The 14,984-nt window shown below is 59.9% G+C and carries 16 protein-coding genes; 9 read left to right on the top strand and 7 right to left on the bottom strand.

Going from position 1 to position 14,984, the window contains the following annotated elements; translation table 11 throughout:
- Positions 1-85: 85 nt before the first annotated feature.
- Entirely contained in the window at positions 86-289 is a 204-nt protein-coding gene (locus FHX06_RS23060; protein WP_029616312.1) for a hypothetical protein, read from the bottom strand.
- Between the two features lie 553 nt (positions 290-842).
- Here FHX06_RS23060 and FHX06_RS23055 point away from each other — a divergent pair.
- The 5 genes from FHX06_RS23055 (at position 843) to msrB (ending at position 5,300) form a co-directional block, all read left to right on the top strand.
- On the top strand, positions 843-2,504 hold the full coding sequence (locus FHX06_RS23055) for a SulP family inorganic anion transporter (protein ID WP_246715619.1): 1,662 nt from the start codon (positions 843-845) through the stop codon (positions 2,502-2,504).
- Between the two features lie 227 nt (positions 2,505-2,731).
- Complete coding sequence (locus FHX06_RS23050; RefSeq protein WP_113209992.1) at positions 2,732-3,526, top strand: DUF2092 domain-containing protein; 795 nt, start codon at positions 2,732-2,734, stop codon at positions 3,524-3,526.
- A 23-nt stretch (positions 3,527-3,549) separates the two neighbouring features.
- The gene (locus FHX06_RS23045; protein ID WP_029616223.1) at positions 3,550-3,750 is read left to right on the top strand and encodes a hypothetical protein; all 201 of its coding nucleotides are present in this window, start codon (positions 3,550-3,552) and stop codon (positions 3,748-3,750) included.
- A gap of 86 nt (positions 3,751-3,836) precedes the next feature.
- Positions 3,837-4,736: a carbonic anhydrase gene (locus FHX06_RS23040; protein WP_113209993.1), complete on the top strand. Its 900-nt coding sequence runs from the start codon at positions 3,837-3,839 to the stop codon at positions 4,734-4,736.
- A 150-nt stretch (positions 4,737-4,886) separates the two neighbouring features.
- Complete coding sequence (gene msrB, locus FHX06_RS23035; protein ID WP_112970944.1) at positions 4,887-5,300, top strand: peptide-methionine (R)-S-oxide reductase MsrB; 414 nt, start codon at positions 4,887-4,889, stop codon at positions 5,298-5,300.
- Between the two features lie 45 nt (positions 5,301-5,345).
- Here msrB and FHX06_RS23030 read toward each other — a convergent pair whose 3' ends face one another.
- Positions 5,346-6,413, bottom strand: a complete 1,068-nt coding sequence (locus FHX06_RS23030) for an NAD(P)/FAD-dependent oxidoreductase (RefSeq protein WP_183881006.1) — start codon at positions 6,411-6,413, stop codon at positions 5,346-5,348.
- Between the two features lie 75 nt (positions 6,414-6,488).
- Here FHX06_RS23030 and FHX06_RS23025 point away from each other — a divergent pair, with 75 nt between their 5' ends.
- Together FHX06_RS23025 and FHX06_RS23020 are read left to right on the top strand one after the other, a co-directional pair.
- Positions 6,489-7,028: a GNAT family N-acetyltransferase gene (locus tag FHX06_RS23025; RefSeq protein ID WP_183881004.1), complete on the top strand. Its 540-nt coding sequence runs from the start codon at positions 6,489-6,491 to the stop codon at positions 7,026-7,028.
- Positions 7,025-7,771 (top strand): class I SAM-dependent methyltransferase, encoded by a 747-nt coding sequence (locus tag FHX06_RS23020; protein WP_183881001.1) that lies wholly within the window; start codon positions 7,025-7,027, stop codon positions 7,769-7,771. The genes FHX06_RS23025 and FHX06_RS23020 overlap by 4 nt, the downstream gene beginning before the upstream one ends.
- 1 nt (position 7,772) lies before the next feature.
- Here FHX06_RS23020 and FHX06_RS23015 read toward each other — a convergent pair whose 3' ends face one another.
- The 5 genes from FHX06_RS23015 to FHX06_RS22995 form a co-directional block, all read right to left on the bottom strand.
- The gene (locus FHX06_RS23015; RefSeq protein WP_183880999.1) at positions 7,773-8,471 is read right to left on the bottom strand and encodes a pentapeptide repeat-containing protein; all 699 of its coding nucleotides are present in this window, start codon (positions 8,469-8,471) and stop codon (positions 7,773-7,775) included.
- Between the two features lie 104 nt (positions 8,472-8,575).
- Complete coding sequence (locus FHX06_RS23010) at positions 8,576-9,085, bottom strand: GNAT family N-acetyltransferase (protein ID WP_112970948.1); 510 nt, start codon at positions 9,083-9,085, stop codon at positions 8,576-8,578.
- Between the two features lie 88 nt (positions 9,086-9,173).
- Complete coding sequence (trhA, locus tag FHX06_RS23005; RefSeq protein WP_112543107.1) at positions 9,174-9,842, bottom strand: PAQR family membrane homeostasis protein TrhA; 669 nt, start codon at positions 9,840-9,842, stop codon at positions 9,174-9,176.
- A 120-nt stretch (positions 9,843-9,962) separates the two neighbouring features.
- A complete protein-coding gene (locus FHX06_RS23000; protein WP_112543106.1) occupies positions 9,963-10,283 on the bottom strand; it encodes a TraR/DksA family transcriptional regulator in 321 nt (106 codons plus the stop codon).
- A gap of 12 nt (positions 10,284-10,295) precedes the next feature.
- A complete protein-coding gene (locus FHX06_RS22995; RefSeq protein ID WP_018114083.1) occupies positions 10,296-10,706 on the bottom strand; it encodes a universal stress protein in 411 nt (136 codons plus the stop codon).
- 199 nt (positions 10,707-10,905) lie between these two features.
- On the opposite strand from FHX06_RS22995, the gene FHX06_RS22990 reads away from it, so the two are divergent.
- Together FHX06_RS22990 and FHX06_RS22985 are read left to right on the top strand one after the other, a co-directional pair.
- Positions 10,906-11,862, top strand: a complete 957-nt coding sequence (locus FHX06_RS22990) for a VOC family protein (protein WP_183880997.1) — start codon at positions 10,906-10,908, stop codon at positions 11,860-11,862.
- Between the two features lie 232 nt (positions 11,863-12,094).
- Positions 12,095-14,932, top strand: coding sequence for a phospholipase D-like domain-containing protein (locus FHX06_RS22985; protein ID WP_183880996.1), 2,838 nt, complete (start codon positions 12,095-12,097; stop codon positions 14,930-14,932).
- Positions 14,933-14,984: the final 52 nt, after the last annotated feature.

Below are 14,984 nucleotides of genomic sequence, written 5' to 3'. Positions count from 1 at the left end.
TCCAAGGCTTAGGTGAATCGGCTGATAGCCTCAAGCAATTTCGACAACCCGCAATGGATGCGGGCTGTGTTCACAGGCTTGACGTTCAGGAAAGGCGCGTGGCGAGACGCAAAACGGAACCGTGCAGGATGAAGAAAGCGAGCGGCAGCGGCCAGACCAGACAGGCGACCAGCCCTGCGATACGGAACACCGTCCAGCGATCATGATTGACCCAGCCCTCCAGCAGGGTCACACCCATGGCAATCGCGGCGACTGCGCCGTACAGAACAATCATCAGAGTATGAAACACCGTTTGTCCCCGAAACACGCAGCATTAAGCTTAATGGAACACTAAAGATAAAGCACGGGTGATTCGTCGTCTTCCCCCGAATTGGGTAGATGACAATTGGGGCGCTGAAGCGGCACAGTCTGCTTTGGGGACTTGATCACACCGAGGCTTCCATCCTCAGGCACTCTCAGGACAGGCCGAGACGGCTATTGGCGGGCGAAAAAACCGCGGCGACGGCCTTCGTCCCAAGAGAACATCAGTTCTCCTACGATGACCGCAAGAAAGATGTAAGCAACGACCCCCATACTCACTTCTTTTCGCACGTATTTTACGTTATAATGACACCTCTTTTAGTTCGCACCCGTCCAGTAAACATCCAACTCTGCTGAGGCAGAGTGCGTGGCATGTGTATTCAATTGAGTTTCTACGAAGCGAGCACAAGGTTTTGAACTGGAGCAAGACAGCCGCTGACGCCGGGACGCGGCTATAGTGACATCGTCAAAATGCCCGGTGAAATGTCACGAAAGCGACTGAATTTCCGATCGGAGCAGTGGCCGTGTCCCACGAAACCCACATGGCAGTCAGTAGAAACGATGGCGGTGCCTCGTTCGCGGCTGGCCTTCGGTTCGATATAATGGCGGGCCTTGTCGCCGCTGCGGTCGTACTGCCCAAGGCCATGGCTTATGCCACGGTTGCCGGGCTGCCGGTGAGCGTCGGTCTCTATACGGCATTCGTGCCGATGATTGTCTACGCATTACTCGGCACGTCACGCGTACTAAGCGTCAGTTCGACCACCACCCTTGCCATTTTGGCCGGGACCGAGCTTGGAACCGCCGTTCCAGATGGCGATCCAGGCAAGCTGGTCACCGCCGTTGCGACACTTGTGGCGTTGACCGGGGCTCTCCTCATTGCAGCCTCCGTGCTGCGCCTGGGGTTTGTTGCCAACTTCATTTCATCGCCAGTGTTAACCGGTTTCAAAGCAGGCATCGGCCTGGTGATCGTACTGGATCAGATACCGAAACTGCTGGGCGTGCATATTGAAAAGGCGGGCTTTTTCCGCGACATCATGAGCGTGGTCCAGCATATACCCGAAACGTCGCTGCTTACGCTGGCCATTGCAGCCGTGGCGCTGATCGCCTTGTGGATGATGGAAAGGCTCTGGCCCCACTCTCCGGCCCCACTCGTGGTCGTCGGCGCGGGCATTCTGGTATCCTGGCTCGCCGGTCTCAATGCCTTGGGTATCGCGACAGTCGGATTCATCCCGCGGTCGCTGCCGTCACTCACTCTCCCGAGCGCCAGTTTGGTCGAGCAACTCTTGCCCGGAGCGCTCGGCATCGCACTGATGAGTTTTACCGAAACGATTGCCGCGGGTCGGGCGTTTGCCGCACCGTCCGAGCCCCCAATCAGGCCCAACCGCGAACTTCTCGCGACAGGCACGGCCAACGTGGTTGGCGCATTCTTCGGCTCGATGCCCGCAGGTGGTGGCACTTCGCAGACGGCGGTCGTCCGCGCAGTGGGCGGGCGGTCCCAGACGGCCTCGCTTGTCACTGCTGCGACTTCTGCGGCCACCATGCTGTTCCTTGCGCCGCTGCTTGGCTTGCTACCACAGGCCGTTCTCGCCGCGATTGTGATCATCTACTCGGTCGGCCTCATCGCTCCGGCGGAATTTGCGGCCATCCGCAAGGTGCGGCGAATGGAATTTCGCTGGACACTGGCGGCATTCCTCGGCGTGCTCGTGTTCGGTACGCTTCAGGGCATCGTCGTCGCGATCGTTCTTTCGCTGATCGGTTTGGCCAGTCAGTCGGCGAAACCGAAAGTTTACGTCATCGGCCGCAAGCCGGGCACTGACGTGCTCCGGCCGCTGTCTTCGGACCATCCTGACGACGAAACATTTGATGGTCTGCTGATACTGCGCCCGGAGGGACGGTTGTTTTTCGCCAACGTCCAGCAAGTCGCGGATCAGATTCAGGCATTCGTAGCCGAATACAAACCGAAAGTGCTCGCACTCGATATGAGCGGGGTCTTTGACATCGAGTATTCCGCTCTCCAGATGATGATTGAGAGCGAACGCCGCGTTACTGCCCAGGGCATAACCGTGTGGCTCGCAGGATTGAATTCCGATGTACTCGACTATCTACGCGCCTCCGGTTTCGCCGACAAGCTCGGCCGTGAGCGCCTCTTTTTTAGCATGAATGCCGCTCTGCAACGCCATTTGGAGCAAAAGAGCGGCAGCTAGGCATGGACTGGAGCCGGCAGCATTGCCGTGGTGCGTCGCTGCGCTGCTCTCCTTGGCATCTTCAATCTTTGCAATGCAGTCTTTTTGAGGGAGCAAGCTACTTCAGCCGAAAGTCGCTGGTGGACCGTCTCAGCGAGGGCCACACGAGCGCTGTAGGACAGTCCATCCCGCGCGTTTGTTTGAGCCACGCGGGTCGTCTTCTCACTATCTTAGCGGAGGAAACACCCATGCGATCTCGATCGGAAAACCCCTTTCAGAATGCCCGCCTGCTTGCCGCTGGGCTTGCCCTGGCGGCGCTGACTTGCGCGACGTCCGCCCAGGCCGACGACACACAGGCGAAGAGCCTGCTAAAGGCGATGTCGGACTACATGGCAGCGCAGGACGCAATCTCCTTCGAATATGACACGAGCCTGGAGGTCGTTACCAAACAGAAGCAGAAACTGGCCCTTGCAAGCTCCGGCGCGGTGAAGCTCAATCGGCCCGACAAGCTGAACGTCACACGCCAGGGCGGCTTCGCTAACGTCGAAATCGTTTTCGACGGCAAGACACTCTCGATTCTCGGGAAGGACGCCAACCTTTACGCTCAGACGGAAGTGCCCGGAACGACCGACCAGCTGATCGACGCCTTGCGGGACAAATTCCATCGGCCGCTGCCGGCCGGCGACATCTTGATGTCACACCCTTACGACGCGCTCATGTCCGAGGTCACCGACGTCAAGGATCTCGGGAGTGGCGTAATACGCGGCGAGGAATGCGATCACCTGGCATTTCGCACCAAGGAAGGGGTGGATTGGCAAATCTGGATTGCCCAGGGACAGAACCCCTACCCTTGCCGCTACGTTGTTACCAGCACCAAGGTCGCAGGCTTTCCGCAATATACGATTGACATACGGTCATGGAAGGCAGGGGCGGACGTGGCGGCAGGCGACTTCAGCTTCAAGGCGCCCGACGGGGCTCAAAAGCGGGATTTGAGCAAGCTTCCTGACGCTGACGAACTGCCAGAAATATTCTCCATGAAATGATCGAACTTGAAAGGAGAGACGGCATGCTTAAATGGATCGCTATCACGTTGCTTGCTGTAGTCGCCGGGGGCTCAAGCATCGAATTTCGCGGCGCACTTCCGGTCGAATTCAACCTGATGCCTTCCGCAGAGGCCAGGGTTGGGCGCCCGCTGACACCCGTCAGCGTCGCCGGCGTTGCCCGCAGGAGCGCAAGGCGATGCGCGGCAGGTGTCTATAACTGTTAGCCAAGGCAACTGCGCGCAGCGACCACGTCCTTTCAACGACAAACTGCGCGCAGCCGCCGGATCTGTCTGTGCAGGGGGGTGTCGACATGGCAAAGGGCTCTACAGAAGACCATTCGTGTGAAACCTCTGCGTTGCTGGCCGAAGTGATCTATCGGTTCGCGTTCGATGCGCCACACAGGCCCCTGCCGCAGGATGCAGATGCTGCCCGTTTGCGGCTCGAGGCTGGCAATCGGGCTTTCGCCGAACTCCTGACCCGATTCGGATCTTCCAAGGCGACAACATTAAGTATCGATATCGACCCGCGGGATCTCGGCCTTTATCCAAGGGGCAGCGGGGCACCAGCTCAGCAACCGTTCGCGGCAATTGTTGGCTGTGCCGACGCCCGTGTTCCTGTCGAGCTAGTCTTTTCCGAGGGCCCGAACGACTTGTTCGTCGTCAGGACCGCCGGCAACGGCATCGGAGATGATGTCGTGGGGAGCCTGAGCTATGCGATCAGCCATCTCGGGGATAGTCTCAAGTCTATCGTGGTTCTTGGCCACAGCCGGTGCGGCGCCGTTTCTACGGCAGTCGATGTCTATTTGCAGCCCGCCAAATACATGCATATCGTGCCGCTGAAGGATCTGCGGTGCATCGTGGACCGCACACTCGTCATCGTCCAGCTCGCAGCGACCTGGCTGGAAAGGGCTCATGGAGTGGAGGTCATTCGCCAACCGGGCTATCGCGCAGCACTGGTCGAGGTTGCGATCGTGCTGAACGCCGCTCTCACCGCCTATAGCATTCGGACGTGCCTCGGGCTAACCGGAAGCGACTCGATCGATGTCGTTTACGGCATCTATCTTCTGGAGCAACGGCTCGTGTGGGCGCCACGAGAAAAAGGGCAGAACTGGTTTGGGCTTGCGTCTGCGCCTCACGACGCGAATGAATTTGCTGTTCTGTGTGATCTCGTGGTCTCCTGCCCCAGGATACAGGCTTTGCTCGTTGCTTAGGGGCGTATCGAGAGCAGAAATATCTCCGATCACGTGCGATGCCCCCAGGTTCAGCTCCCGGAGGCGCGATCCCAGTCTTGATCAATTGCGCTCAACGCACCACATTTGCGCACGAAAAGAGATTGCCCCCATCGGCGAAAGGAGCACTCCATGGCCGAAACGACCACCACACCAAAAGTCCACAAGACCGATGCCGAATGGAAGGAACTGCTGACTCCCGAGCAGTACCGTATCACCCGCCAGCACGGTACCGAACGCGCCTTTACCGGTCCCTACTGGGATTCCTTCGAGACCGGTCTCTACCGCTGCGTCAGCTGTAATTCGCCGCTCTTCCGCTCCGACACGAAGTTCGATGCCGGATGCGGCTGGCCGAGCTATTTCGAGCCGGTCTCTCCGGAGTCCGTCACCGAACACAGCGACACGACTTACGGCATGGTGCGCACGGAAATCCGCTGCGGCACCTGCGAGGCCCATCTCGGCCACGTCTTCCCGGACGGACCGCCGCCGACCGGCCTTCGCTATTGCATTAACGGGCATGCGATGGTTTTCGAGCCCGGCAAGTAAAAGCTTGAAACCAAAACGAAAAGCGGACCCACGGGTCCGCTTTTTTCATATCAGGCCGGCGCATGGGATGAGCGGCGAGCGCCGGTCTTCCAGCACATGCTCTGCTGCAAGCCGTCCGAGCAGCGGTGCGAGAATGACGCCGGGATGACCGACGGCGACATAGGCGCCCTCGATGCCGGGCAGGAAACCGAGCCGCGGCATCTCATCGGAGAAGAATGGGCGGTAACCGGCAGCAGCCTCGACCAATGAGACGCCTTCGGGCAGGCGCAGGCGCTCATGCATGATCTTCAAGATCCGCTGACCAACCTCTTCCGGTGCGTTCTCCGCGGAATCATCGATATAGCCCTTGGCGACGTGCAACATGTTGTCCGCTGATTGGCGAATTTCCAGGCCGGGGCCGCGGAGAATGCGGTTCACGACAGGCTCTGCGCACCTATAGCGCAGGATGATCGAGGGTGAGGCTTCGACGCCCGTTTGGAAATCCACGCTTTCCGTCAGGCGGTCGACCGCTGTTCCGCCTGCGAGGATCACGAGATCGGCCTCGATCGTACCATCGGCCGAACGTACGCCACGCACCCGATCGCCCGAAAGGATGAGGCTTTCGACCTTCCGGCCGAAGGTGACGGGCACGCCGGCGGCATCGATCAGGTCCCGCGCCAGCCTTGCAGGATCGAGCGCGAGATCGCGAGGCGAGAAGATCGCGCAGGCGGGAGGCTCAAGCAGATTGGGCTCCCATGCTGCGATCCTTGCGGCATCGACCAGTTCGACATCCGTCCCTTCGGCGCGATGGGCTGCGGCGAAGTCTTCGGTCTCCGCAGTGCTTTTGAGCCAGAACAGGGAACCGGGACGCGCGGCGACAAAGGCATCCGGCAGATCGGACTGCAGGCGGGTATAGTCGGCGAGCGCCTGCTGCACGAGGCCGTAATTGACGGCTCCCGGCACGACATTGATGATATTCACCCAGCCGAAGGCCCGTGCCGTCACGCCGCTGCCGGCTTGCTCATTTTCATCCACGACTTGGACAGTGGCTCCACGCCGGGCCAAATGGAAGGCAAGCGAAGCGCCGACAACGCCGGCACCAACGATAATGACGCGTATCTTTGCAGATGCCATGGCGGAAGCTCTCGTATAAAGCGGACTGAAGAAGTTGGCGGGCTTAGGCGCGCTGGATGACAGAGGGATTAAACAATGTCCATCGTCCGCGAAATCCTGCGCAGCGACCGGCTGGTGTTGCGCGAAATCATCGTCGCGGACCTGCCGGCGCTCGAGCGCATCTTCGCCGATCCGCTGTGCATGCGATATTACCCTTCCGTGAAGGATGCCGCGGCAACGCGCGATTTCTTCGACAGGCTCGCCTTCGGAAGCTATGAGAAAAATGGTTTCGGCCTCTGGGCGATGATCGATCGCGAGAGCGGCGAACTGCTCGGCGACTGCGGGATCACGCTGCAGGACACGTCGCGCGGATTGGAGCCCGAGCTTGGCTACCACCTCTGGCCGGATTACTGGGGCAAGGGCTATGCCACCGAGGCCGCGCTTGCCTGCCGCGATCATGCCTTTTCGACCATGGGGCTGTCGCGCCTCGTCAGTATCGTCAGCCTGGAAAATCTTCCCTCGCAGAAGGTCGCCGGACGCGTGCATCAGCGGCGAGAGATCTTCAGCAAGCAGAACGCGGCCGGCGAGACGGTGGAACGTTATCTCTATATCAGCGAAAGGGCATCAGACGTATGAGCACAGTTTCAGACGATCCCCTCTACCGCGACCCTTCGCTTGCGCAATTCTATGATACCGCCAATCGCTGGGGGCCGGATTTCGACTTCTGCATGAAGCTTGCGGCAGGCGCCAATTCCGCGCTCGACCTCGGCTGTGGCACCGGAGAACTGACGGCAGCGCTCGCAGCGACACGCGACGTCACCGGCGTGGACCCGGCCGCCGCCATGCTGGATATCGGCAGGGCGCGGCCAGGCGGCGATAAGGTGGAATGGATCGAGGGTGATGCGCGCACCGTTCGCCTCGGGCAGAAATACGATCTCATCGTGCTGACGGGCCACGCTTTCCAGGTCTTTCTAACGGAAGAAGACCAGCGCGCCGCCCTTGCGACAATTGCCGCACATCTCAGTCCCATCGGCCGGTTCGTCTTCGATACGCGCAATCCCGGTTTTCTTGGACAGCACGACGTGCGTCATAGCAAGGTGCGCCAGCTCGAACATGTGGAGCTTGGTGCGATCGAGGCCTCGGACGAGTCGCATTACGATGAGACGAGCGGCATTCTTTCCTACGAGAACGGCTATCGCGTACTCTCGACCGGCGAGCGTTTCGCCGGACGTTCGAAAATCCTCTACACCCCGCGCGACAAGCTTGCCGCAATGATCAGCGATGCCGGGCTAACCGTCGATGCATGGCATGGCGACTGGGAAGGCAACCCTTTCCAGGCACAGTCGCGGGAGATCATTCCGGTCGGCCGCCTAGCCTGAGTTAATCCTGCTCCTGCGGGCAAGGCCAGTTTGACGGGACGGTAAGCCCCGAAGGCAGCTTCGTGGAGGAATCGCCACAGGCAAGATCGATCTGCGCCTGCTGCAGGCCTGTGGCGGCGGACAGATCCAGCCCCTCGATGCGGGTCAGGAACATGAAGGCACGGTCGAAGCTGATCGGGCCTTCATAACGTGAACCCGTCAGATCGGCGCGCGAGAGATTGGCGAGCGCGAAGCTCACGCCCGTCAGCACCGCCTTGTCGAAATTGGCGCGGCCAAGCTCGGCTTTCTCGAAATTGGCCTTCGTCAGTTGCGCACCGGTGAAATCGGCCCGCTGCAGCTCTGCACCGGCAAAGCTTGCGCCGTCGGCGGCCGCACCTGCAAAGGTGGAGCGGTAGGCCTCGATCTTGCCGAAATTGGCGCCCTGGGCACTTGCTCCGGCCAGAGAGGCGCGCACGAGGGTTGCTTTTTCCGCATTGGCAGATTTGAGGTTGGCACCGCCGAGATCGGTCAGCGAAAAATCCGTGCCGGCAAGGTTGGCGCCCTGCAGGTCGCTGCCCTGAAGCATCAGGTTCTTTTTGTTACACTCCTGCCAGTCGAGCTCCGGCGAAGCCGTGCTGCCGCAACTGGCCGCCATCGATGGCAGCGAATAAGCTGTCATGACCAGGAAGGCCGAAAGACCGAGCACCGAGCGTCCAAACATCAACCTCTCCTCCGCGAGTCGCGCCATCAGAGATTCCTACAAGGCGCAGACTACGATAAAAATATGGTTAGTCCTCGCCAGCAATCAATCTGGAACCGGCCCTATCAGACCTTCGGTACGCGCAGTTCCATGCAGGTCAGATCCAGCCAGCGGCCGAATTTGATGCCGACCTCGGAAAATGTGCCGGCGATGCGGAACCCGAGCTTCTCGTGCAGTTTGATGGAGGCGGCATTTTCGGCCTCGATGCCGGCAATCATGACATGGATGTTGGCGGCGCTGGCGCGCTCGATCAATGCACGCATCAGCTTTTCGCCGATGCCGGCGCCGCGGCAATCCTTGTCGACATAGACGGAATGCTCGACCGTGTGGCGGTAGCCATCGAAAGCACGCCAATCACCGTAAGAGGCGTAGCCGGCGACCTTGCCATCCATTTCGGCGACGATGACCGGAAAACCCCTGCCCTTGCGGGCCTTGAACCATTCCAGCCGGTTGTCGAGATCGACAAGCGTTTCGTTCCAGATCGCCGTCGTATGTTCGACGGCGTGATTGTAGATATCTCTGACAGCAGGAAGATCAGCTTCGGCAGCGTCCCTGATAAGAACGGTATTGGTCATGTGGCAGGCCCGGCTCGGAATGGTCGTGTTCGAATAAGCTTGTGGCACGGGGAATACGCCGGGCGCGGGCTTATGTAAACGCAAGATGTCAGAAGGCGGGGACCGAGAGGCTGAAGCAGGTCAGCACGGCCGAATAGTGCACGGCGGCGGCGGCCACCACGAAGGCGTGCCAGATCGCATTCTGAAAGCGGAGCCTTTCCCAGACATGGAAGATGACGCCCAGCGAATATATGATGCCGCCGATGATGATCAGCAGCATGGAGGCATAGGGAATGCGCGAAGCGACGGGCTCTGCCACCAGTACGCCGCTCCAGCCCATAGCGAGATAAAGCAGGATCGCCAGCCGGTCATACCTGCCCGGGAAAACACATTTGACGAAGATGCCGAAGGCTGCGATCGCCCAGATGGCGATCAGCGTGCCCAAGAGCAGCGGGTCATCGGCGCCGCGCTCCAGAAAGGGCGTGTAGGTGGCGGCGATCAGGATGAAGATCGCCGAATGATCGAACCGGCGCAGATACCATTTGGTGCGCGAAACCGGCCAGATATTGTAGGAAAAGGAAATGCCGAGCGTCAGCACCAGTCCCACGCCGTAAACCCAGGCGGCAACAAGCGCACCGGCAGGGCTCCAGAGAGTGGCGTAGAAGATCAGTACGGTCACGCCGATCAGCGCAAAGAACAGCCCGACGCCATGAACAATGCCGTCCGCGATCAGTTCATATCTGTCGTAGGCCCAGCGAATGCCGTTGAACTCGCCCATGCACGCACCCTTACTCAGAGTAAGGGGATGGTCGCACCGAATTGGGCAAGGCGCAACCGGACGCCTGGTGGCGTCAGGTTAAATCTTTGTGACGAGCCAAGCGTGTTCTTGATGGCGCGCTTACTTGCCCGCCGCGCAATCCTCGCAGAGCGGCGTCTGCGGCAGCACTGCAAGGCGGGCCGCGGAGATCCCGGCGCCGCAGCGGGCACAGGTGCCGTAAGTGCCCTTAGCGATGCGTTCGAGGGCGGCATCAATGGCGCGCAACTCCTCTTCTCCGGCCTGGCCGAGACCTTCCAGCACTTCGTCGTTCTCGTTTTCGATGGCGCGGTCTTCGTCATCGATCGCCTTGGTGCGGCCGAGATCCGTGTCGATCTTTCGCAGGCGCGTTGTCAGTTCGTGCCAGCGATCACGCAGGATCTTTTCCTGTAATTTCATGTCCATGGGTTTCACGTCCTACCGGTCCACCAGCACCGAGCACTTGGCGTGGCGCACCACGCGATCGGCGGTGGCACCGATGAAGTAGTTGTAGATATCGGGAAGATGCGAGGCGACCATGATGAGATCGGCACCGTGGTTTTCGGCAGCGGCCAGAATGCCGTTGGCGGGCGGACCGTTGCGGACTTCGACGGTGGCCGGAATGCCGGTCTTAGCAACGAGGCTATCCAGCCTGTCACGGCCTTCCTTCATGGCGTTTTCAACGACGTTTGCCGGCAACTCTATGGCGACGTAGGTCGGAATATCCTCGACGACGTTGAGGAGGATGATCTCGCCGCCATCGTCGAGCAGCTTTTCCGCCTTGCGGAAAATCTTCTCGCCTTTTTCGATGCTGCCGATTTCAATCGGAACGATGATCTTCCTGTACATGCGATCCTCCTTGAGGTGTTGCTCTTCGTCGTCAACTATCCTCTCTGGATAGATAAAGCGCATTGACTGATATCAAGTGGAGAGCCAGGCATCGTCAACGTTTTCAGAACGCTTCATCGTCAAAAATGGGCCTTCTGTGAACAATGCGAATAGGCCATATAGATATCAAGTACAGCAGCCGAGGGGAGCTTACAGGCGAATGGACCGGCGAAAATTCCTCGCGCTCGCTACGGGCGGCACACTTGCCGCCACCGCCGGTACGCCTTTCAATTCCAGGGCAGGAGATCATTCCATGACATCATCAGAAACTTCTTATGCGCTGACGCGCCCTGCCTATATCGACCAGTCGCACCTGGTCGTAAAAGACCTGGCTGCGGTCTCCGGTTTCTATCAGAGGATGCTTGGTCTCTCGGTGCTCGAAAAGACCGCAAGCGGTGAGGTTCTCGGTGTTGCCGGCCTGCCGCTCCTGACGCTGACGACAGATAGCAACGCACGCGAAGCGCCCCGCAACGCCGCCGGCCTGTTTCACACCGCCTTCCTCGTACCCAATCGCACCGAGCTCGCGCGCTGGCTTCGTCATGCTGCGCAGAACAATGTCACGCTCGAAGGCGCGTCCGACCATGTGGTCAGCGAGGCGATCTATCTTTCCGATCCGGAGGGTAACGGCATCGAAATCTATGCCGATCGGCCACATGAGGGCTGGAAATTCCACCCAGACGGCATGGTGGAGATGGCGACGCTGCCGCTCGATCTGCAGGCGCTCTACAACAGCGCTCCCGATGAGGCCTGGACCGGGATGGCAGACGGCACTGCGATCGGTCACATCCACCTGCAGGTCGGCGACATCCCCCAGGCGGATGCCTTCTATCGCGACGTGCTTGGCCTGAAGGTGATGGCCCGTTATCCGAGCGCGAGCTTCTTTGCGAGCGGCGGCTATCACCACCATCTCGCCGCCAATATCTGGAACAGCCGCGGCGCCGGCATGCGCGCCGACCACATGACCGGCCTTTCCGACTACAAGATCCGCTTCAACGACAAGGAAACGCTCGACAAGGCCGTGTTGAAGCTCGACGAACTGGAGATCAAGAGCGAGAAACGCGACGGCGGCGTCTTCCTCAGGGATCCGTGGGGCATAGGGCTGACGCTTTCAGCCTAAGGCGACCACCCTCAGACAATATCAGAAGGGTCGTTTCGGAATTTTCCGAAACGGCCCTTTTGTTTTCAGGCAATTACCAGTCGCCACAGCCTGGCGATGCAGCGGGTCTCGACGCCATCATGCCGCTGTAATAAACTGGGCGTATCCATCTACTTTGCAACCCTCAATAGATTTCGCAGCCATTCCCGATCGTATCCCAACGAAATGTCCGCTTACGGACTGAGGAGGCAGAATGACAGTCGAGGACTCCCAGCGCGTCAAGCTGGTGGCGCAGCAGGTCGCGGCTGCCAGTCCGCCTGATGTGCAGGCAGATATCCGGGCGCTGATGCACAGCGCCGATAAACCCGAATGGCTTAGCGAAGCCGGCCGCGCCATGAACGTCCGCTATGGGGGCGTCCGCGCCCTGATGAACAAAGATCAGCCTGTCGAGGAAGGGGTGGATATCGGGCCGCCACCTGTTGGTAACGACGAGACGATCGTCTTTGCCGTGGGCACGCCGGTTTTCCTCGTCAAGAACAATGCCGTCGATATCGACAGCGCTCGCGAGGAGGCCAGGGCGTGGCGTCGCATCCTCACGGAAAACGCCGCGAATGTGAACCGGGCGATGGTCTCGATCGGCCGTGTCGACGTAAGCAACGCCGATCGCGATTATGCCGGCACGGCCTGGGTGATCGATGATGGCCTCGTTGTAACCAACCGGCATGTGGCCAATCTTTTCGCCGAAGCAAGCGGCACCGGCTTCAGGTTCAAGATCGGTTTCGATGCACGCCGCCAGATCGGCGTCAATATCGACTTCCTGGAAGAATACGGCAATGAAGCCAGCGACGAGGTGAAAATCGAACGCGTCGTCTGGGTGGCGCCGGAAAGCGGGCCCGATGTCGCCTTCCTGAAACTGGAGCAGAAGTCCTCGCCGGTCGGACGTTTGAAACTCGACCTTGCTGTCGATCTGCCAGTACGCAATCTGCCGGTTGCCGCCATCGGTTATCCCGCCAGCGATTCCCGCTTTTCCGACCAGAGGCTTGCCGAAAAGATCTTTGGCGGCGTCTTCACCAAGAAGCGGCTTGCGGTCGGAAACCTGCTGGCCGCCGATGAGAACCGTGTCACGCATTCCTGCTCCACCCTCGGCGGCAATTCCGGCTCTCCGCTGCTCGACATCGGCACCGGCAGGGTGACCGGGCTTCACTACAGCGGCACCGAATTTATCGAGAATGACGCGGTCCCGGCAGCCGTGTTGCAGCGCTGCCTGCAACGCGCCCGCGGACTGCTCGAAGCGCCATCGAACGGGGAGATCATCGTGAGCGGCAAGGACGGCAATAGCAGCGGCGGCGGAAACGGAACCAGCAGCGGCGGGGGGAAAGTAACGTTCACGGTGCCACTGAAGATCACCGTTGAACTCGATACAGCTGCGCTGCAGTCATCGCTTTCCGGCGGACCGACACTCTCTTCTTTGGGGTCGACCTTCGTCGTGAATACGGCCGGTTCCGGCATTGATGCGGCAGCGGTTGCGCCGATCGCGATGCCGACCAAGGAACAGGTGTTTGCAGCGGTGCGCAGCGCGCGATCGCAATTTGCCAATCGCGAGGATGTCGTCGCAATCAAACCGGGCTATCGCTTCGAGAATGGCGAGATCACCGATCAGCGCGCCGTCGTGATTGCGGTCAATCGCAAGCTCGAGTTGGGTGCCCTGGAAGCACGCGGCCGCACGAAACTGCCTGATTATATCGATGGCGTTCGCACCGATATCACCGTCGCCTCGGCACAGGATCTCTTCGGCATCGATCTGGACGAAGCCGCGACGGCAAGCTGGCACACGAATTACAAGCCGCGCCCCGATCTGCCACTGAGCCGGCGCCCGGTCAGCGGCAAATTCGTCATCCATACCGGACCCGACGCAAGCTGGCCGCAGCTTGGCCCGTTCCTGTCGAAGACCCGCACCTCGCTGGTCGTTGCCATGTACGATTTCGGAGCGACGAATGTCGCCAATGGCGTGCTGGACGCGGTCAAAGGCCAGGCCGAGACCATCTCCATGGTGCTGCAGATGGGCGGCAAGGTGCATGACGGCGACCTGACGGATGCCGAGGCGGTCGCGCAGATCCGCGATGCGAAGGGCAACAAGTTCGATTTCGCGCCGGCGAGCGTCGGCAAGGATGGCATCTTCGATTCCGCCTATCACATCAAGGTCGCCGTGCGTGACCACAAGGCCATGTGGCTCTCGAGCGGCAACTGGCAAAGTTCCAACCAGCCAAACGTGGCGCCTTTGACGAACAAGGATGACGAGGCATCGGCGCTGCGTCTCTACAATCGCGAATGGCATGCCATCCTTGAAAACGCCGAGCTCAGCAAACTCTACGAGGCGCATATCCTGCGCGATCTTGCAGAGGCCAAGACGGTGACGGAGGCCGGCATCGTGCCGGAACAGCTGGTATTCCTGCCAGCCAATCTCGCCATGGATACGCTCGAGGCGCCTCAGAAGCCGCGCTATTTCCAGCCGCTGACCGGCGAGCGCACGATCGACGTGCAGCCGATCCTGACGCCCGACAACTATATCGACGTCGTATTGCCGTTCATCCAATCGGCCAAGAGCCGGATCTATTTCCAGAACCAGAGCTTCAATACCAGGACAGTGGGCGACAACTATCGCCGGCTCCTGGATGCGCTGCTTGAAAAGCAAAAGGGTGGCCTCGACGTGCGCATCATCTTCCGCAGCTTCGGCTCCGAGGACCGCGACGTCATCAGCAATGCCAAGGATTACGGCTTCGATACCAACAAGATCCGCAAGCAGAAGAACTGCCATACCAAGGGGATTATCATCGACAGCGAAGCCGTACTGATGGGCAGCCACAACTGGACGACAGCCGGCACCGGCTTCAACCGCGATGCGAGCCTGATCTTCTATGATGTGGAGATCGCCAAGTTCTACGAGGAAATCTTCCTCTACGACTGGAACCGTATCGGCCCGGCAAAAATAGATGAAAATCTGCCGCCGCCGGTGCTTGCGCCGGCCGGAGCGGAAACGGCACCGCCATCAGGCTACATTGCCGTCCCGCTTTCCATTGCACTTGGGCGCTGAATTTGGAACGGCACGCCTAGGCTTTTCGCAGCAAAGCGTCCAAACGACAAAT

It is taken from the genome of Rhizobium sp. BK512 (assembly GCF_014194915.1).
Classification (GTDB): Bacteria; Pseudomonadota; Alphaproteobacteria; order Rhizobiales; family Rhizobiaceae; genus Rhizobium.
This window is presented reverse-complemented; position numbering and strand designations above follow the sequence as displayed.

Coding starts and splice junctions, on each gene's coding strand:
- FHX06_RS23055 (WP_246715619.1), top strand. CDS start 843: ATGGCAGTCAGTAGAAACGATGGCGGTGCCTCGTTCGCGGCTGGCCTT.
- FHX06_RS23050 (WP_113209992.1), top strand. CDS start 2,732: ATGCGATCTCGATCGGAAAACCCCTTTCAGAATGCCCGCCTGCTTGCC.
- FHX06_RS23045 (WP_029616223.1), top strand. CDS start 3,550: ATGCTTAAATGGATCGCTATCACGTTGCTTGCTGTAGTCGCCGGGGGC.
- FHX06_RS23040 (WP_113209993.1), top strand. CDS start 3,837: ATGGCAAAGGGCTCTACAGAAGACCATTCGTGTGAAACCTCTGCGTTG.
- msrB (WP_112970944.1), top strand. CDS start 4,887: ATGGCCGAAACGACCACCACACCAAAAGTCCACAAGACCGATGCCGAA.
- FHX06_RS23030 (WP_183881006.1), bottom strand. CDS start 6,413: ATGGCATCTGCAAAGATACGCGTCATTATCGTTGGTGCCGGCGTTGTC.
- FHX06_RS23025 (WP_183881004.1), top strand. CDS start 6,489: ATGTCCATCGTCCGCGAAATCCTGCGCAGCGACCGGCTGGTGTTGCGC.
- FHX06_RS23020 (WP_183881001.1), top strand. CDS start 7,025: ATGAGCACAGTTTCAGACGATCCCCTCTACCGCGACCCTTCGCTTGCG.
- FHX06_RS23015 (WP_183880999.1), bottom strand. CDS start 8,471: ATGTTTGGACGCTCGGTGCTCGGTCTTTCGGCCTTCCTGGTCATGACA.
- FHX06_RS23010 (WP_112970948.1), bottom strand. CDS start 9,085: ATGACCAATACCGTTCTTATCAGGGACGCTGCCGAAGCTGATCTTCCT.
- trhA (WP_112543107.1), bottom strand. CDS start 9,842: ATGGGCGAGTTCAACGGCATTCGCTGGGCCTACGACAGATATGAACTG.
- FHX06_RS23000 (WP_112543106.1), bottom strand. CDS start 10,283: ATGGACATGAAATTACAGGAAAAGATCCTGCGTGATCGCTGGCACGAA.
- FHX06_RS22995 (WP_018114083.1), bottom strand. CDS start 10,706: ATGTACAGGAAGATCATCGTTCCGATTGAAATCGGCAGCATCGAAAAA.
- FHX06_RS22990 (WP_183880997.1), top strand. CDS start 10,906: ATGGACCGGCGAAAATTCCTCGCGCTCGCTACGGGCGGCACACTTGCC.
- FHX06_RS22985 (WP_183880996.1), top strand. CDS start 12,095: ATGACAGTCGAGGACTCCCAGCGCGTCAAGCTGGTGGCGCAGCAGGTC.